The following is a 16,844-nucleotide window of genomic DNA, read 5'->3' as shown; positions in this document are numbered from 1 at the left end:
GGGAGATCGAACTTGTGCAGGATCGAAAACAGGTGCCAGATGTCGGAATTCGAAAAGGAGATGGCGCAATGGCACAAGAAAAGTTCGCTGAGAAATCTGGCGATGCGATGAAAAAGGCCGGCCAGTCGATGAAGGATGCAGCGGGCAAGGTGAGCGCGAATGCCGCCGCTCTCAACAGCAAGGTGATTGATCAGGCCGAGGAAAACACCCGCGCTGCGTTCGTCGCGCTACGGTCAGCCGCCAGTGTGAAATCGGTTCAGGAACTCGCGAAGATTCAGGGCGATTTCATGAAAGAGGCCGCCGCCCGTTCGCAAACGCAGATCAAGGAAGTCGGTGAGATGATCGCTCAGTTCGGCAAGGATGCCATGACGATGTTTCAACCGAAAAAAGACTGACGCGTTTAGTGAAATTGCCCCGACCGATAGAATAATGCGCGCAGTCCGCTGCGGCCAAATCGCTTCCACTGGCCCAACGGCTGCGCAAGCCGGTCTGCAACCGCGTATAGTGCGATCGGATTGACGCATAGCCCGCAATGGCTCCCCGGAATTTCGATATTATCGGTCGTCGGCGTTTCGGGCTCGCGGCAACTTTGCCACGCGACGATGCCATCTCCCTTTGTATAGATCGCGGTCGATGGGACCGGCGGCGCATCGTGACTTTCGAGCAATTGCGCCTTTGTGTCGGGGTCCGAAACGCGCTGTCCCGACAGATATTCGTAAATTTTCCAGACGTTTGTCGATCGCGGGTCGCCGGCAAAGGGTGACCCCAGCGTCACGATCTGTCGCACCATATCGGGCCGACGCCGCGACAATTGCCGGGCAATGATCCCACCAAGGCTATGGCCCACCAGCGTTATCTTTTGTCCGGTAGCCGCATGGATTTCCTCCAGCCGGGCAATCAGTTTTTCACCCTGATGCCCGATCGCCCGCGGCCCCAGATTGCGGCCAAGCTCCCAAGCATAAACATCATAGCCGAGCGCAGACAGATAGCGCCGTAACAGCCCCGTTGACCGATCGGTCGTGGAAAGACCGGGCAGCACCAGCACCGGATGGCCGTCGCCTCGCGCAGCCTTCATCAACAGCGGAAAGGCAAGCGGCAATGCTCCCAGTTCGGCAAGCGCGCGTGGCAATTCGGTCAGCACCAGAAAGGCAGAGGGCGGCGGCAAATAGGCCTGCTCAACCCCGATCGAAATATGCTGCGTCAACTTTTTCTCCGGCGGGTTCAGTCGTGGGGTCGATGGATAACCAACACCAAGCTGTCCGAACGAAATCGCCTTTAGATTAAATGACGCCCATACCCTAATCGCGTCCTTAATTCTGTTCCGAGTTCACAGAGGCGGCGGCCGCGCGGCCCAGATCGTCCAGCGCCTTCATCCGTGCAAAATCTACGACCTGACGCGCCAGTACGCCCAGTTGTGTTTTCAATGTAGCATCGCTGACGGTGCCGTCCTCGGCAAAAACCGGCAATACCGAATTGACCGTAACCGCCATCGGAGTCGGCCATCCGCGCAGCGCGTGGACGATGCTGCGCAGTGTCGCCAGCGTCGTGCCCGTCGCCTGCCAACCGGCGGCTACCGAGATTAGCCCGACCGAGCGACCCTCGAAATAGGGCCGATCATCCTTGGCCATGTCCTCGATATAATCGAGCGCATTCTTGATCAGGCCCGATACCGTGCCGTGATAGCCTGGTGACGCGATCACGACGCCCTCCGCCCGTCGCAGGGCATCGATCAGAGCCTGTGCCTTTTCGGTGCGCGGCGTCCCATAGCCATACATCGGCAGGTCCAGCGCATTGCCATCGAACAGGATCGTTTCCGCACCCGCGGCCTTGCATTCGTCCAATACATGGCGAAGCACGCGTTCGGACGAACTGTTCGCAGTCATGGTGCCGCCAAGGCCAACGATGAGGGGCGGTGTCTTGCTCAATTGATATTCCTTAAATCAGGCGCGCGGCGTGCCAGCGCAGATGGTCGGCCATGAATGACGATATGAAATAATAGCTATGGTCGTAAACCGGCTCCATGCGGAGCGTCAGGGCAATTCCGGCGTCGTCGCACGCACGCGACAACAGATGCGGTTTCAATTGCGTTTCCAAAAAATTGTCGCCGCCGCCCTGATCGACCAGAATTTCGGCCACCCGCGCGCCATCCTCGATCAGCGCGCACGCATCATATTCGCGCCAGTCGTCACGGTTCGGACCCAGATAGCCGCCCAGTGCTTTTTCTCCCCAGGGACAATGCAACGGTGCGGAAATCGGTGCGAATGCGGACACCGATTTGAAACGGTCGGGGTTGCGCAGCGCAATCGTCAGCGCGCCATGCCCGCCCATCGAATGTCCCATGATCGCCTGCCGAGACATATCCGCCGGAAAATTCGCCGCGATCAGCGCGGGCAGTTCTTTCTCGATATAGCTGCGCATCCGAAAGTTTGCCGACCATGGATCTTGCGTCGCATCGACATAAAACCCGGCACCCTGTCCGAAATCATAAGCTTCGTCATCGGGCACATTGTCGCCGCGCGGTGACGTGTCGGGAGCAATAAAGATCAGCCCCAGTTCAGCACAGGCCGCCCGATATTCACCCTTTTCGGTGACGTTGCTGTGATTGCAGGTCAGGCCCGACAGATACCAGACAATGGGCAATCTACCTTCGGGCAGATGATCCGGCACAAAGACCGAAAATGTCATGTCGGTGTGTGTTTCCGACGAAGCATGGCGATAGACGCCCTGCGTCCCGCCATGACTTCGCCAGCTTGAAACGGTTTCCAGCGTCACGCCGCGTCCGGCGTAGCTGTTGATATGTCTAGCGGAAAATCAGCCAGAGCACGAGAATTACAGGAATCGGAATACCGATCAGCCACAGAAGAATACCTTTGCCCATGTTCGTCTCCTAACGCCGACCACATGATTGCGGTCGTTGCGCGGGGATAACCAAGCACTGTGGTTGCGGTTCCAAACATGGGCGGTGCTTACTCAAGCACCTTCGTCGTGTCTAACCCCCAAAACTCATCCATTGGCTACATCAAAAGGTCTTGCGAATGCCCCCGAAGAACCCGCGCCGTGCTCCGAATTGCGGCGCACCCACACCGACGCCCGATCCGTCGCGGATCAGATAGCTTTTGTCGAAGACGTTGGTGATGTCGAACCGGATCGAAAGACCTTTCAGCACGCCCGGACCATCGAAATTCTGCGCGATGCCGAAATTGGCGGTGAAGTATGACGGCAGTTTACCACCGTTCGGAACAATCCCTGCCGGATCTTCAGCGCGCAGGCCGTCGCCGTAAAGAAAGTCAGCCGTTGGAACCAGCGTTCCCAATCCGTCTTTGATCGTCACGCTGCCCCCGCCCGAAGCCGTCCACTGCTGCGAATGATCGGTGTAGATGTAGTGATTGGCGATGTACGCCAATTCCTCGGGCGCAAAGAAGAACTGGCTCGATACGATATCCTTGCCCTTCTCCTTGCCACGCGCGACGTTGGCATACAGCGCCAGCGGCCCCTGCGTATAATTGCCGCGCAATTCGACACCCCAGGCATATCCCCTGGCATAGTTGAACGGCGACAGGACCAGCGACGATCCGAACTGTCCCTCGTCCAGAAGGTTGCGCTTGATCTTGTAATAGGCGTCCAGCCCGACCGTCAGGCCCGGCAGCAGGGTCTGCTGCACGCCCGCATCGAAATAATGCTCACGCTCGGCCTTTACCGGATCGCCGAACGGGATTTCCGATTCCTTTGTCGTATTGGCGAATTGCGCGACCGTCGTCGTCCCGACCAGCTCTTGCGGCGGCGGCGTGAAATTGCGCGCATAGCCGATATGGAAAGTGGTGCGGCCAGTCGGCTGATAAACCAGATTCGCACGCGGGCTGATCTGCTGCTCATGCGTATAGGCGTGGACCACGTCGAACCGTGCGCCGAAATTCAGCGTCAGTGTCGGGCTGACCGACCATTCGTCCTGAAGATAGAGACCATAAAGCTGCCCGGTTTTGCTCTGGCTGTCGGTTATGCTGGTCGTCTGGTTGCTCGTCTGCGTCACCACCGGGTTACCGTCGGGATCGAGCGTGGTGATGGTCGGGAACACCAGCGAATTCACACTCGCCTTCGTGTGCTCGTTCTGGAAGAATACCCCGAACCGCAGCGTGTGGGCGTCCGACAATTTGTAGCTCGCATCCGCCTGAAGCCCATAGGCAAGGCTCGACAGGCGCGAATTGTCGCTGAACCCGTTAAAGATAATATCGCCGCCCTGCGGGTCGGGCGTGAAATGCGTCGCCGAATAACGGATGAATGGCGCGACCTGAAAGTTCAGCTTGTCGCCCGCATATTGATAGGCCGCGACCCCGTAATGGGTGGTTTCGCGTTGATTTTGATCGAGCTGCGATGAATCGAACGTCGTGCGACCGTTCAGATCGAATTGTGGATTCTGTCCCGGCACGTTCGGAATCTGAAACTTGCCGATGGCCGTGCCGCCGAACACTGTGATCCGGCTTGTGTCTGAAATCGCGTCCGACAGATATCCGAACGCCCGATATTGTTCGGTGCGGTCATGGATCGCGTTGCGCGTGCCGGTCGGATTTTCGACACCGAGGTCGTTCTGCAAATAGCTGCCCGAAAAAAAGTAGTTCAGGTTGCCGGTCGATCCGTGCAGCGTCGCGCTTGGCTGGATAGTGCCACGACTGCCGCCGTAATAGCCGATATCGCCGCCATTTTCGAACGCGCCCGACTTGGTCGACAGGTTGATGACGCCCGATGTGCGATACCCGTATTGGGCGGGCAGGGTACCTGTTATCAGCGCGATGGAATCGGCAATGCGCGGATCGAACGTCTGTCCGAATCCTGAAATGCTTTCCGGTACGACGATGCCGTTCAGCCGATATTGAAGGTTGCCGTGTTCGTTGCGAACATGGACTGCGCCATAACTGTCCTGGGTCACGCCAGGTGCCTGCAGCAACACTTGCGTCAAGTTGCGGTCCGCACCGCCGACCTGATTGTTCAGCACCGTCCGGTCGAAGTTGAACTCGCTCGCGCCCAGCGCCGGGAGAATATCGTTACGGGCAGCATCCAGCCGTTTGGCGGTGACGACGATATCGCCCTGTGTCTGGTCGGCGCTGTTATCGGGAACGGTTTGAGCGAGAGCCGGACCAGAAAGGGCAACACTGGCGAGCAGAACGAGACGACGCATTGGATTCTCCGGGGGACGACACTCCCGCAGCGCCTCTTAAAGAAATGATATAATGTATCAAGGCATTTTTATTCCGTCCCGACGAGCGTCTGCCCGTTCCTACCCTTCTGCAAGCTGAACGACATTCCATACGTCTCGCTCAGCGCCTCGGCGGTAAACACGCGGTCGGTGGGACCGGCTGCGATGACGCGCCCTCGCGCCAGCATGATAACACTGTCTGCCGTCGCCGCCGCGTTCAGATCGTGCAGTACGGTGATGACGCCGCGACCCTGTGCCGCCGCCCCACGCATCAGCCGCAGCATCCTTTGCTGGTGTGGGGGTCGAGGTTGGCAAGCGGTTCATCGGTCAACATCCATTCGGGTTCCCCCGCAAACACGCGCGCGAACAGCACGCGCGCGCGCTCGCCGCCCGACATTCGATCAAGCGGGCGCTCGGCCAGATGGGCGGTATCGGTCGCCTCCAGTGCGTTTTGGATGGCGGCTTCATCGGCGGAACTCGGCCCCGCAAACCGCGAACGGTGCGGTAACCGTCCCAAAGCGACCAATTCGCGCGCAGTAATGTTCCAAACGCCGCCGCCAGTCTGCGGTAAATACCCAATCCGCCGCGCCCGCTCATTGGGTGTAAACCTGTCCAGCGCGACTCCATCCAGAACAACACTCCCCGCATCCAGCCGCGTCAGGCCGCTAAGTATCTGTAATAAAGTGGTCTTTCCCGCGCCATTCGGCCCAATAATCGCGGTCACCTGACCCGCCAGAAATTCCGCCGAAATCCCCGCCAACCCCCGTTGGGTAAGCACTACATTACCCATCACCCAACTCACGAAAACTTCCCGCGGAGTTGTTTTAGAAGGAAAAAGAAGAAGGGGGCACCGATCAGTGCCATCGCAATACCCAGCCGAACTTCCCCCGCGCCCGGCGTCAGCCGCACCAGACTATCCGCCGCCAGCACCAGCGCCGCACCGCCCAGCGCACTAGGCAACAGGATCGCCGACGGCCGCTCGCCAATGAACCGCCGCGCGATGTGCGGCACGATGAGTCCCACAAATCCCACAACTCCCGACACCGCAACCGAAGCCCCGACCGTCAGGCAAAGGCCCAGCACGATTATCCCCTGAAGCCAGCGCATATCAATTCCCAGACTGCGCGCGGCATCTTCCCCGAGTGTCAGCGCGTCGAGCGCACGTCCGGTGGTCAGCAGCAGGATCACGCCCACCACGATCAACGGCACCGCCCGCATTGCGTCCGCCATGCTCCGATCGGTTAGCGCTCCCATCAGCCAGGTGATGATTTCACTCGTCGCAAACGGGTTGGGCGCGATGGAAATCAGGAAAGCCGTCAACGCACCCGACAGGCTCGACAACACGGTCCCCGCCAGAATGAACACCAGCGGACTGGTTCCGCGGCCCCCCATTGCAACGAGCAACAGCACGGCCAAGCCAGCACCCACCATCGCGCTGCCGAAAACGATCGCCGGCGAAACTGCGGCGCCCAGAAATATCGCGATCACCGCTCCCAGCGCTGCTGTCGAAGAAATCCCGACGATCGAAGGGTCAGCCAGCGGGTTCCGCAAATACCCCTGCAAGACTGCGCCGGAGAGTCCGAGACCGGCACCGATAAATAGCCCAAGGATCGCTCGCGGCAGGCGAAGGTCGAGAACAATCCATGCCGCCGGACCATCATGGAATAAATCGGATGGCGGCAACCAGACTTTGCCCGCCAGCAGCGATAGCACGAACAGAATTGCAACCAGTATCACGAGGCCGGTTTTCAAAGACCCATCCTGATCTGCTTTAACCGTGCCATCGCCCGAATGATCGTCGGTCCACCGCAAAAGAGCATATCTTCGGGAAAGTCAGCCAACGTCGTTCGTCCCTTCAACCGCGCCAGCGCACTGTGCCGCTGCACCATATCGCGTTCGTTTCCCCCCGACGACAGGACAACGCGCGGCGGGTTCATTATCACCGGTTCGAGGGGGAGGGTGCCCCAACCGACCAGTCCATAGGCTGCACCCATGTTCCGAAAGCCCGACAGTTTCAACATCTCGCTTGCCAGTGAATCCTGCCCCGGAACCAGCCCACCCCCTTGCCAGATCAGCGCGGGTATCTTTGTTGTTGCCCGGGCATCGCGCACCGCGGCGTCGATCCGCGCAACGAGCTTTACACCTGCCGCACGGTTCCCGACCGCCTCCGCAATCGTCATGATCTGCGCCTGATTCTCAGCGATGGTATTCGCAACTCCGACCGATACAGTACGGATATTCGCGCGCTTCACGGCCCATGTTGTTGCCGTTGGAGCTGGTATTCCGGTCAGGAACAGGTCCGGGTGCATCATAAGGACTTCCTCGGCCGTATCGCCGATTGTCCTGAAGCGACGTGCCCATTTCAGATCGACCGACGTTGCGCGTGGATTGTTCGAATAGTGGCTGATCGCTGCAATCTGGGCAGGCGCTGCGACCTCGGCAAGAATCGCATCGATACATGGGTTGTTCGATACGATCCGGCTGGGGACTGAAACCGGCGCGCTCGCCATCAGGAGGAGTGCGCCGATCATCGTTAGATTTTCACCCGCACGCCGACATGAGCGTTGCGGCCGAAGGTGCCATAACCCGACACGACTTCATATTTAGCGTCGAACAGGTTTTCGATTCGTCCGAACACCTCGAACCGGTCGCCGATGGGTACCGATGCCCGGATGGTGGCGATGGTATAGCCGTCAAGGGTGGTTGGCATGAACGTCTGGAAATCGCTGTCGTTGCTGTCGCTCACCGTTTGGACGCTTGCGCCAAGATTGACCCGGTCCCACGCATTCCAGTCGATTGATGCGTTTATATTGTGCTTCGGGCGACGGAGCAGCGTCTCTCCAGTCAGGCGGTTCTTCGCATCGATCAGGCTGTAGTTTGCCGTGAACGTCAAATGCGATGTCGGACGCGCTTCCACAAACACCTCGACCCCCTGTGACCGCGTGCGGGCGGTGTTGTCGTAATAGCCGGACGGCCTTTGCGAGCACAGGCTCGTGCTTGCGCAAAAAACGAAGTCGATCTGATTGCGGGTATCGCGACGAAACGCGGTGGCACCAACCTTCAGCGTGCCATCGATTACGGATTGTTCGACGCCGATGTCATAGCTCTTGGCAGTTTCGGGCTGCAATGGCGCCAGAGCCTGGGTTCCGTCGAACGCCGGTTTTCCATAAGCACCGTATACCTGATAAAGAGTCGGCGCCTTGAAACCTTCGCCATAGCTGGCGCGGATCACGGTACCACTGCCAACCCGCCATGCCGCATTGGCGCTGAATGTCACCTTCGTTCCATAGGTTTTGTGGTCGTCCACGCGGACACCGCCGGTCACGGTCAAGCTTTCGATCGGCTTCAGGATAGCCTGGAGATAACCGCTTTCAAGGTTCGTGCGCTCGGTCGAAAACCCGTCGAAAAAGCGCGAATTTTCATGCTCGAGTCCAAACACCGCGCGCACGGCGTCGGTTATCGTCGCATCGCCCTGATATTCATAACGCTCGACCCGGCCGCGCGCGACAAAGCTGGGTGCTGACCCAAAGGCAGGTTCGAAATTATCGCGGTGGGTATCGTTGATTGTAAACGCCAGACGGTTCTTCAACGCGCCGTCAAACAGGGCAACGTTCAGGCCAGCATAGCCAAATATTTGCTGTGTTTTGGCATAGTCCGCTGTGTCGGTAAAACTATACGGAAAAGTCGATTGATAGCCGTCGTAGTCTACCCGGCTGTCTGCATAGTTGGCACGCAGGTCCAGGTTTATGGTATCGCTGAACGCGACGCCAACGCGCCCGTTTGCCGCATATTGCCGATAGCCGTCCCTTTCGGTCCCGCCCTTGAATGCAGAGATCCCGTCGTCATCGAAATAACCGCCGCCGAGCGATGCCGAAAAGATGCCTGATTTGCCGCCCAATTGCCCGACAACCTGCTTGCTGTTCTTATAGCCATATTCGGCGCGCAACGATCCGCCGAGGGCGTCGGGAATAGGCGCAGTCACGATATTGACGACGCCGCCCAATGCCTGACTTCCCCAGGGAACCGAGTTCGGCCCGCGCAGTACCTCGATATGATCGATGTTACCGGTCAGCAGATTGCCGAAATCGAATGCCCCGCCCGGTGAAGTCGGGTCGTTGACGCGAACGCCGTCGATAAGGACCAAAGTCTGTGTGTCTTCGGCGCCACGGATGCGCACGGCGGTTGGCTGACCAATGCCGCCATTCCGCGTGACGGTTACGCCGGGCGTTGTGGACAGAAGGTCGGAGACCGCCTGATACTGTCGCGCGTCGATTGTCGCTTTATCGAGGACGGTGATGGCTTGCCCGGACTGGTCGGCTTCTTCTGCCGCGCCGGTCGCGGTGACGACGATGTTCGAATCCGACGCGGTGTTAGCATCTTCGGCGAACGCGGAAACAGGGAGCAGCGCGATGGCTGCAACGGCATATTTGAAACGGATCACGGAATTCTTCCTTTGCATAGCAACATACGAATGTCGCCACGCAAGGGAACTCCCTCGTTCGCCCGTGTTTTCCCGCACGGTCGAAGTACGACTGTGACGGGCAGGTCTCCTGACTCGCGGGTCAATGCTGCTTCTTGCGCCTTCCCAATCCGCCGGTTTTCCAGTTTTTCAGTGGCATATGCGAGGGCAGCTCGCCGGTTACAGTTGCGGGAACAGCACCGGGTTCGAACCGGTTTCCCTATTATTCCTCTTGAGAGGAACCCATCACGGCGCGGCGAGTAGCGCAGCCGTTGCTGCAATGCAAACTGACGCATTCATGGCCCGAATAATTAACCACCGCAGGAATAATATAGCGTACCGTTTTGGTGGGGACCGGCGGACGAGCAATGTTGAGGAGTTGGACGCAGGTGGCCCGCCGATTTTCAAAACTGCCAGAATACAGATCCAGTTCAGAACGATTGTCCGACGCGAGCTATATCGAATTGGTCACGCTGTTGCTCGGAGGCAGGCTTCCGATTGCGATTATGGCGTTAAGCGTCGTGTCGGTTGCTATCCTGTCTCAATTGGCGGGACGAGATGATCGTGCTCTGGCTTTCGCTGGCGGTATCTTTGTCCTTTTAATGATTCGCGCCGGTATCGTCACAGCATTCAAACGAAGTGCGAAGACTGTACCATTGACGATGGCAGCAACTTGTAAGTGGGAAGTGCGATACGTCGGGGTAGTGTTGCCATACGCCATCCTGTTCGGCCTGTTTAATTTTCATCTGGTGAATACGGGCGATGAAGCGGTGCGCTTGATGGTGGTTGCCCAAACCTTCGGCTTTTGCGCCGGCATGGTGTCGCGGGGCTTTGTCCGGCCGCAGCTTTGCGCACTCATGGTGCTCATGGGGGCATTTCCTACCGCGATAGGGTTCCTGATACTGGCGGCAAGGACGGGAGGCTCCAGCGGAATTGTGTTTGCATTCGTCGGCGTCCTGTTCGGCACTTTCGCTGTGTCCAGTCTGGAGACAGTGCGGCATCTTTACCGGGCGATACTCGCGCAACTGGCGACCAAGCGCGAACTTGCGGCATTTGCACGCGTTGATCCGCTAACGGGACTGGCGAATCGGCTGGCGATGCGTGAAAAACTGGCGAGCGAAGAAGATCGTGGGGGCGGGGGCAACCCTTTGCATTGCTGCTGATCGATCTGGATGGGTTCAAGGCGGTCAATGATCGGCACGGTCACCCGACCGGCGACAGGGTTCTTCGCGAAGTTGCGCGGCGGTTGACAGAGACCGTGAGTGACGAAGGTCTTGCCGTCCGATTGGGTGGTGACGAGTTTTGCGTCATCCAGACAGGCCTTGCCAAGGGGGGGATGCCGAAGCGATGGGGAGCCGACTGATCGAGGCGCTGTCCGAACCGATGATGGACAAAGGCACGCTCCTCCAGATCGGATCGAGCATCGGCATTGCGCTTGAGGACGGGTCAGTGCGCGATATCGACATCCTGATCGAACGCGCGGACAGCGCCCTGTATCAGGCAAAGCGGTATGGCGGAAACACTCTGCGTGTCTGGCGCGATGTGCCGAAACTGACGCTGGCGGCGTAGTCGGTCATTTTTTCGGCAAATGGTGGGCCCGTCGGGATTCGAACCCGAGACCTACAGATTAAAAGTCCGTTGCTCTACCAACTGAGCTACGGGCCCCATTTGCCTGGAAGGCGCTGCCCCTATGTCCGGGGCAGCCTGCGGTCAAGCCGTGCCAGTAATTGTCGTGCAGTCAATTGAGAAATCGGGTCGCGCCAGTCGGGGATAATTTCGCACAATGGAGCCAGCACGAAGCGGCGTTTGCGGAATTCCGGGTGGGGAATCGTCAGGTTCGCGGACGACCAGATACCACCGCCCCATGCAATAATATCAAGATCGATGACCCTGTCGCCCCAGCGTCGCCCCGGTCGTCTGCCGTGTGCGCGTTCGATCGATTTCAGGCGAACGAGAAGTTCGAGCGGGGTGAGGGTGGTTTCGATTGCCGCAACGGCGTTAGCGTAGGTGCGAACGCCGAAACCTAGGGGGGTGAACTGATGATGGAAGACGCGGCGACAGGCTCCCCCCAATATGGGTCCAGGTGACGAAGGAATGCCGCGATTATTTTGCGCGGGCGGCCTGCGCGACCCTGACGATTCGACCCGATGGCGATGAGATAGGTTGATGCGACCACCCGCGCCTCCTATCGCCCAAAAATGATTACTGAAACCATTGTTGCCGAGATGCCGGTTCCGACCAGCGCCCTTCCGCTGAGTGAACCGCCGCTTGATTGCCCGCTTTGCCCGCGTCTGGCGGGGTTTCGCCATGTCTGTCAGGCTGAGTTTCCAACCTGGTGGAATGCGCCGGTGCCGTCGTTCGGCGACCCTGAGGCATGGCTGGGCATCATAGGGCTAGCGCCGGGCAAACATGGCGCGAATCGGACCGGAAGGCCCTTCACAGGCGATTTCGCGGGCCCCTTGTTGTTCGAGACGCTCGACAAATATGGTCTGAGCGATGGCAAGTTCAACGCAAAGATCGATGATGGCGTAAAGCTGAAAGGCGCGATCATCATCAACGCGGTCAAATGTCTGCCGCCCGAGAACAAGCCGACACCCGGAGAGGTTCGCACCTGTCGCCCGTTTTTGGAGAAGGCCGTAGGGATGCTGCCCAAGGCTCGTGTCTACATCGCGCTGGGCCAGATTGCGCATCAGTCCGCGGTCAAAGCACTCGGCGGACGGCTGCCCAAATGCAAGTTCGGCCATATGAACGAACATCGGATGCCGAGTGGGACAATTCTGATCGATAGCTACCACTGCTCGCGGTATAATCAGAACACGGGGCGACTGACGCGGGAGATGTTCGAGGCTGTATTCGAACGGGCACTTCAGATGTCGGAAACCAACCGCCCGTAAAGTTCGGGCCGCCGGTCGCGGAAGAACCCGAACGCCGCGCGGTTCTTGGCGATTTCGTCGAGGTCGAACGTCGCCACCAGCACGCCGCTTTCGCCTGCGCCGAACTCACCGACGAAATCGCCGCGCTCGTCGGTGATGAAGCTGTGGCCGTAGAAGGTCTGGTCACCCTCACGCCCGATGCGGTTGCTGGCGACGACCGGCACGACGTTCGACACAGCATGGCCGATCATCGCGCGTCGCCATAGCCGGGACGTGTCGAGGTCTTCGGCGGCGGGTTCATCACCGATCGCGGTCGGGAACATCAGTATGTCTGCGCCCATCAGCATTAGAGCGCGAGCGGTTTCAGGATACCATTGGTCCCAGCAGATGCCGATGCCGACCTTGCCGTATCGCGTGTCCCAGATTTTGAAGCCGGTGTTGCCGGGGCGAAAATAGAATTTTTCTTCATAGCCTGGACCATCGGGAATGTGGCTCTTGCGATAGACGCCCATGATTTCGCCTGCGTCGTCGATCATCGCGAGCGAGTTGTAATAATGTTGTCCGTCACGTTCAAAGAAGCTGGTCGGGATATAGACCTGCAACTCCTTGGCGAGTTGCTGCATCGCGATAACACTGGGGTGTTCGGTGGTCGGTTTTGCAGTCGCGAACCAGTCCAATTCTTCGCGCTGGCAGAAATACGGTCCCTCGAACAATTCGGGTGGCAGGATGATCTTTGCGCCTTTTGCAGCGGCATCACGGACAAGCATTTCCACGGCGGCGATGTTGGTCGCAGTGTCTGCGCCAAGCGCAAGTTGAAGGGCTGCGACGGAGATATGGGTCAAAGGAAGGGCACCTGCTGGCTGATGCAGTGGAAGCTTCCACCGCCGGTCAGGATATGGTTGGTAGGCAGGCCGGTCACAAGACGGTCGGGGAATAGTGCCGCGATCGCTTTTACCGCAGCGTCGTCGTTGGGGGCGCCGTGAGTCGGGACGACCACAGCTGCGTTGCCGACGTAGAAATTCATATAGCTGGCCGCGACGATCCCTTCGTCGTTCTCGACCCGGCCGGGAGAGGGCAGGGGTGTCGTTTTAACGCCGAAGTCCTTTGCACGCGCCCAGGCATCGGCATAAACGTCCGCATTTGGATCGTTCGTCCCATCAGCTTCGGGTAACGCCAGCAAGCTTGGCGCAACGAAGCGCGCCAGATTGTCGACATGACCGTCGGTGTGATCGCCGAACAGTCCATCGCCCAGCCAGAGCACGCGGGTCGCGCCCAGATCGATCAGCAATTGCGCCTCTATTTCAGGCCGCGTCAGCATTGGGTTGCGGTTGGGATTCAACAGGCACTGTTCGGTCGTGACCAACAGCCCCGCGCCGTCCAGATCGATCGCGCCTCCTTCGAGGATCATAGAGCGCGGGCTGATCGGCAGGTTGGCGCTGACCGCCAGCAAGCCGCCGATTGCATCGTCGAGGGGTGATGGATATTTCCCGCCCCAGCCATTCCCGCGATAATCGAGCGCGAGTAACGCCCCTTCCTCGCGTACCATCAACGGTCCGGTATCACGCAACCAGATGTCGAAGAACGGCAGAATGTGAATTTCGGCACCGATTTTTAGCGCCACCGCGCGCTCAGCCGCCTCTTCGTTCGCACAGATCAGCCGGACAACTTCACCCTTGCCATCAGCGCGGATTGCTCGTGCGAATGCTGCAACTTGTTCCTGTGCGGGTTCCAGATCTTCGAGCCACAAGTTGGGATCGGACGGGAAGCCGATCCAGACGGCAGAGTGCGGCGACCATTCAGCGGGGAATTGCGGCATGATCGTTATTGCCCCGCACGTGACTTGTCGCGGATCGCGCGGAATTCATCGCCCGCAACCCAGTTCGGCCACGCAGTCGTCGTCGCCAGTTCATGCGCGATGCCGTAATACATCGTCAGATCCTGCACGGCACCGGACCAGTCCCATGTCGCCACATATTCGTCCTGCGGTTTGTGATAACGATTGATGGTATAATCTTCCGATGCAGCTTTGCCCGCTGCTAACCCGCCGATGACCAGATCCTCACCGCTGCCCGCAGCCAGCATCGGGACGCCCAGCTTTGCAAAGCTGAAGTGATCCGATCGGTAATAATGCCCCTTTTCAGGTGTACTTTCGGGGCTGATCGTGCGCCCCCCCGCTGCGGCATAGCGCTTCACATAGTCGTCCAGATCGGATTTCCCTATGCCGGTAACTTCGACATCGCGGGTTTTGCCGTTCACGTTCAGCACGTCCATATTCACGCCGCCTGCAGTTTGGGAAAGCGGATAGATCGGATGCTCGGCATAATATTGAGAACCCAGCAGGCCGGACTCTTCGGCAGTCACGGCCAGGAAAACCTGACTGCGTGGCGTTGGGCCGGCTTTCGCGGCAGCTTCGGCAAGCGCAACAAGGCCCGCGACGCCGCTAGCGTTATCGAGCGCGCCGTTGCAAATGCTATCCCCCTTTACCGGCTCGCAATGGCCAAGATGGTCCCAGTGAGCGGAATACAGCACATATTCGTTCGCCCGCGACGTTCCGGGCAAGATGCCGACGATGTTATGCGACATCTGACGCCGGATTGTGGTGTCGAGCGTGACATTCAGCTTCAATCCAAGCGGCACGGCCTTGAAACCGTGTGTCTTTGCGGCGAGCTTCAATGCTGTCAGGTTCTGGCCCGCACTCGCGAACAATCGGGTGGCTGCATCGCCGGTTATCCAGCCGATCGCTTTCGATTCGTTCATATGATCGTTCTTGGCGTCGAGGTTGAGCGTTGGTTTGGCCCATGAAGAGACCACGACGTCGAATGGATAGGCGGCGGGCTCGGTGTCGTGGACAATGATTGCAGCCGCCGCTCCCTGACGTGCTGCTTCCTCGTATTTATATGTCCAGCGTCCGTAGTAAGTCATGGCACGACCGTTGAATTCACCGCCCACCGTTGGCTTTTCCCAGTCGGGATCGTTGATCAGGATGATGACTGTCTTGCCGCGCACGTCGAGCCCGGCATAATCGTTCCAGCCTTTTTCAGGTGCATTGATGCCATATCCGACGAAAACGACATCACTGTTTGTGATCGTAACTTTCGGGCGCACCTGACGCGTCGAAATGACCATGTCGGATTTATAAGCCAGCGTTACAGGCGTCTTGCCTCCGGTGAAAGCCATCGCTGCGGTTGGTGCAACGGCGATCTCGACCATCGGCACGTCCTGCGTCCAGCTTCCGTTATTGCCGGGCTTCAGACCTGCTTTGGCAAAACGATCGGAAATATAGGCGATAACTTTAGGTTCAGCAGCGCTTGTCGGCGCGCGGCCTTCGAATGAGTCGTCGGAGAGAGTTCTAGTGACGTCGCGCAGCGTCTGGACCGAAATGTGGGGAGCCGGGGTGCCGGCGGGCTGGGCAATCGCGGGCAGGGCAAGTGCGCTGGCGAGCAGCAGAGACGTAAAAAACTTGGCGGACACGGGAATCTCCGAAAACAGGACGCCCGTGTCTCGCAAAGCTGGGTGTGCGGCGCAACCGCCGCAACACTATTTTAGCGTGAGTAGAATTCGACGACCAGATTTGGCTCCATCTTTACCGGATAAGGAACTTCGTCGAGCGTAGGAACGCGCGTGAAAGTTGCCTTTGCGGTGCCGTCGATGGCGACATATTCAGGAATATCGCGCTCGGCGAGGCTCTGTGCTTCCATGACCAGCGCCATTTCCTGCGCCTTGGTGCCGAGAGTGATCTCGTCGCCGGGAGCACAACGCCGTGAAGCGATGTTGCACTTTACGCCGTTGACACGAATGTGGCCGTGCGAAACGAGCTGGCGAGCAGCGAAAACCGTCGGCGCGAACTTGGCGCGGTAAACGATCGCATCCAGACGACGCTCGAGCAGACCGATAAGGTTCTGCGAGGTATCGCCCTTCATCGCAGCAGCGTCAGTGTACGAACGCTTGAACTGCTTTTCGGTGACTTCGCCGTAATAGCCCTTCAGCTTCTGCTTGGCTTTCAGCTGAATACCATAGTCGGAAACCTTGCCCTTACGACGCTGACCATGCTGGCCGGGACCGTATTCGCGCTTGTTGACGGGCGATTTGGGGCGACCCCAAATATTTTCACCCATACGGCGATCGAGCTTGTGCTTTGCGCTTTGACGCTTCGACATAGTCAGTCCTTCAATTGCGTGACCCAATGGGCCGTTGTTTTCGTTATCCGTCTCCTGATGGAGACAGGTGTTCCGGGTCCGCGCTACTTCAGCCAAAGGCCGGGCAGGACCACCGCTTCACCGGAGTGCGGGGTCAATTGCGAAGGCGCGGCCATTAGCGGAAACGG

19 protein-coding genes, 1 tRNA gene and 1 riboswitch are annotated in these 16,844 nt (G+C 58.7%); of the genes, 5 read left to right on the top strand and 15 right to left on the bottom strand.

The window, feature by feature from the left end:
- Positions 1-68: 68 nt before the first annotated feature.
- Positions 69-395 carry a phasin family protein gene (locus tag D3Y57_RS08470; RefSeq protein ID WP_162987060.1) on the top strand — a complete coding sequence of 109 codons (327 nt, stop codon included), beginning with the start codon at positions 69-71 and terminating at the stop codon, positions 393-395.
- 5 nt (positions 396-400) lie between these two features.
- On the opposite strand, the gene D3Y57_RS08465 is transcribed toward D3Y57_RS08470, so the two are convergent.
- The 9 genes from D3Y57_RS08465 to D3Y57_RS08425 form a co-directional block, all read right to left on the bottom strand.
- A complete protein-coding gene (locus D3Y57_RS08465; protein ID WP_239025994.1) occupies positions 401-1,204 on the bottom strand; it encodes a lipase family alpha/beta hydrolase in 804 nt (267 codons plus the stop codon).
- Between the two features lie 106 nt (positions 1,205-1,310).
- A complete protein-coding gene (locus tag D3Y57_RS08460) occupies positions 1,311-1,925 on the bottom strand; it encodes an NADPH-dependent FMN reductase (protein ID WP_239025993.1) in 615 nt (204 codons plus the stop codon).
- A 10-nt stretch (positions 1,926-1,935) separates the two neighbouring features.
- Positions 1,936-2,772 carry an S-formylglutathione hydrolase gene (gene fghA / locus D3Y57_RS08455; RefSeq protein ID WP_121152622.1) on the bottom strand — a complete coding sequence of 279 codons (837 nt, stop codon included), beginning with the start codon at positions 2,770-2,772 and terminating at the stop codon, positions 1,936-1,938.
- A 247-nt stretch (positions 2,773-3,019) separates the two neighbouring features.
- A complete protein-coding gene (locus tag D3Y57_RS08450; RefSeq protein ID WP_121152621.1) occupies positions 3,020-5,170 on the bottom strand; it encodes a TonB-dependent receptor in 2,151 nt (716 codons plus the stop codon).
- A gap of 68 nt (positions 5,171-5,238) precedes the next feature.
- Positions 5,239-5,460 carry an ATP-binding cassette domain-containing protein gene (locus D3Y57_RS08445; protein ID WP_162987059.1) on the bottom strand — a complete coding sequence of 74 codons (222 nt, stop codon included), beginning with the start codon at positions 5,458-5,460 and terminating at the stop codon, positions 5,239-5,241.
- Entirely contained in the window at positions 5,460-5,978 is a 519-nt protein-coding gene (locus D3Y57_RS08440) for an ABC transporter ATP-binding protein (protein ID WP_121152619.1), read from the bottom strand. The genes D3Y57_RS08445 and D3Y57_RS08440 overlap by 1 nt, the downstream gene beginning before the upstream one ends.
- An 8-nt stretch (positions 5,979-5,986) precedes the next feature.
- Entirely contained in the window at positions 5,987-6,940 is a 954-nt protein-coding gene (locus D3Y57_RS08435; RefSeq protein WP_121152618.1) for a FecCD family ABC transporter permease, read from the bottom strand.
- Positions 6,937-7,719, bottom strand: coding sequence for an ABC transporter substrate-binding protein (locus D3Y57_RS08430; RefSeq protein WP_121152617.1), 783 nt, complete (start codon positions 7,717-7,719; stop codon positions 6,937-6,939). Before D3Y57_RS08430 ends, D3Y57_RS08435 begins: the two co-directional genes overlap by 4 nt.
- 2 nt (positions 7,720-7,721) lie before the next feature.
- Positions 7,722-9,629 (bottom strand): TonB-dependent receptor plug domain-containing protein, encoded by a 1,908-nt coding sequence (locus tag D3Y57_RS08425; protein WP_239025992.1) that lies wholly within the window; start codon positions 9,627-9,629, stop codon positions 7,722-7,724.
- Between the two features lie 82 nt (positions 9,630-9,711).
- A riboswitch (cobalamin riboswitch) is annotated at positions 9,712-9,909 on the bottom strand.
- A 127-nt stretch (positions 9,910-10,036) separates the two neighbouring features.
- Here D3Y57_RS08425 and D3Y57_RS08420 point away from each other — a divergent pair.
- From D3Y57_RS08420 to D3Y57_RS21085, 3 genes are read left to right on the top strand one after another with little or no spacing between them, the layout of a single operon-like run.
- Positions 10,037-10,810 carry a hypothetical protein gene (locus D3Y57_RS08420; RefSeq protein WP_162987058.1) on the top strand — a complete coding sequence of 258 codons (774 nt, stop codon included), beginning with the start codon at positions 10,037-10,039 and terminating at the stop codon, positions 10,808-10,810.
- Positions 10,801-11,010 (top strand): GGDEF domain-containing protein, encoded by a 210-nt coding sequence (locus tag D3Y57_RS21090; RefSeq protein ID WP_121152614.1) that lies wholly within the window; start codon positions 10,801-10,803, stop codon positions 11,008-11,010. Before D3Y57_RS08420 ends, D3Y57_RS21090 begins: the two co-directional genes overlap by 10 nt.
- Positions 10,995-11,216 carry a diguanylate cyclase domain-containing protein gene (locus D3Y57_RS21085; RefSeq protein ID WP_121152613.1) on the top strand — a complete coding sequence of 74 codons (222 nt, stop codon included), beginning with the start codon at positions 10,995-10,997 and terminating at the stop codon, positions 11,214-11,216. The genes D3Y57_RS21090 and D3Y57_RS21085 overlap by 16 nt, the downstream gene beginning before the upstream one ends.
- Before the next feature lie 20 nt (positions 11,217-11,236).
- On the opposite strand, the gene D3Y57_RS08405 is transcribed toward D3Y57_RS21085, so the two are convergent.
- Positions 11,237-11,312 (bottom strand) — tRNA-Lys (locus D3Y57_RS08405).
- Between the two features lie 23 nt (positions 11,313-11,335).
- Positions 11,336-11,719: a 2-amino-4-hydroxy-6-hydroxymethyldihydropteridine diphosphokinase gene (gene folK / locus D3Y57_RS08400; RefSeq protein ID WP_239025991.1), complete on the bottom strand. Its 384-nt coding sequence runs from the start codon at positions 11,717-11,719 to the stop codon at positions 11,336-11,338.
- 126 nt (positions 11,720-11,845) lie between these two features.
- On the opposite strand from folK, the gene D3Y57_RS08395 reads away from it, so the two are divergent.
- Complete coding sequence (locus D3Y57_RS08395; protein ID WP_239025990.1) at positions 11,846-12,541, top strand: uracil-DNA glycosylase; 696 nt, start codon at positions 11,846-11,848, stop codon at positions 12,539-12,541.
- On the opposite strand, the gene aguB is transcribed toward D3Y57_RS08395, so the two are convergent.
- The 4 genes from aguB to rpsD form a co-directional block, all read right to left on the bottom strand.
- Positions 12,514-13,362, bottom strand: coding sequence for an N-carbamoylputrescine amidase (gene aguB, locus D3Y57_RS08390; RefSeq protein ID WP_121152612.1), 849 nt, complete (start codon positions 13,360-13,362; stop codon positions 12,514-12,516). The genes D3Y57_RS08395 and aguB overlap by 28 nt on opposite strands.
- A complete protein-coding gene (locus tag D3Y57_RS08385) occupies positions 13,359-14,336 on the bottom strand; it encodes an agmatine deiminase family protein (protein WP_121152611.1) in 978 nt (325 codons plus the stop codon). The genes aguB and D3Y57_RS08385 overlap by 4 nt, the downstream gene beginning before the upstream one ends.
- Before the next feature lie 5 nt (positions 14,337-14,341).
- Positions 14,342-15,991 (bottom strand): M28 family peptidase, encoded by a 1,650-nt coding sequence (locus D3Y57_RS08380; protein WP_239025989.1) that lies wholly within the window; start codon positions 15,989-15,991, stop codon positions 14,342-14,344.
- Between the two features lie 71 nt (positions 15,992-16,062).
- Positions 16,063-16,677: a 30S ribosomal protein S4 gene (gene rpsD, locus D3Y57_RS08375; protein WP_121152610.1), complete on the bottom strand. Its 615-nt coding sequence runs from the start codon at positions 16,675-16,677 to the stop codon at positions 16,063-16,065.
- Between the last annotated feature and the right edge of the window lie 167 nt (positions 16,678-16,844).

The organism is Sphingomonas paeninsulae (genome assembly GCF_003660165.1).
GTDB classification, from domain to species: Bacteria; Pseudomonadota; Alphaproteobacteria; order Sphingomonadales; family Sphingomonadaceae; genus Sphingomonas_O; species Sphingomonas_O paeninsulae.
Note: the sequence above shows the minus strand (reverse complement) of the source record. Positions and strands in the feature narration are given on the sequence as shown.

Bases quoted from the DNA above. Each gene is read 5' to 3' on its own strand.
- D3Y57_RS08470 (WP_162987060.1), top strand. From the start codon at position 69: ATGGCACAAGAAAAGTTCGCTGAGAAATCTGGCGATGCGATGAAAAAG.
- D3Y57_RS08450 (WP_121152621.1), bottom strand. From the start codon at position 5,170: ATGCGTCGTCTCGTTCTGCTCGCCAGTGTTGCCCTTTCTGGTCCGGCT.
- D3Y57_RS08445 (WP_162987059.1), bottom strand. From the start codon at position 5,460: ATGCGTGGGGCGGCGGCACAGGGTCGCGGCGTCATCACCGTACTGCAC.
- D3Y57_RS08440 (WP_121152619.1), bottom strand. From the start codon at position 5,978: ATGGGTAATGTAGTGCTTACCCAACGGGGGTTGGCGGGGATTTCGGCG.
- D3Y57_RS08430 (WP_121152617.1), bottom strand. From the start codon at position 7,719: ATGATCGGCGCACTCCTCCTGATGGCGAGCGCGCCGGTTTCAGTCCCC.
- D3Y57_RS21085 (WP_121152613.1), top strand. From the start codon at position 10,995: ATGGGGAGCCGACTGATCGAGGCGCTGTCCGAACCGATGATGGACAAA.
- D3Y57_RS08395 (WP_239025990.1), top strand. From the start codon at position 11,846: ATGATTACTGAAACCATTGTTGCCGAGATGCCGGTTCCGACCAGCGCC.
- D3Y57_RS08385 (WP_121152611.1), bottom strand. From the start codon at position 14,336: ATGCCGCAATTCCCCGCTGAATGGTCGCCGCACTCTGCCGTCTGGATC.
- rpsD (WP_121152610.1), bottom strand. From the start codon at position 16,677: ATGTCGAAGCGTCAAAGCGCAAAGCACAAGCTCGATCGCCGTATGGGT.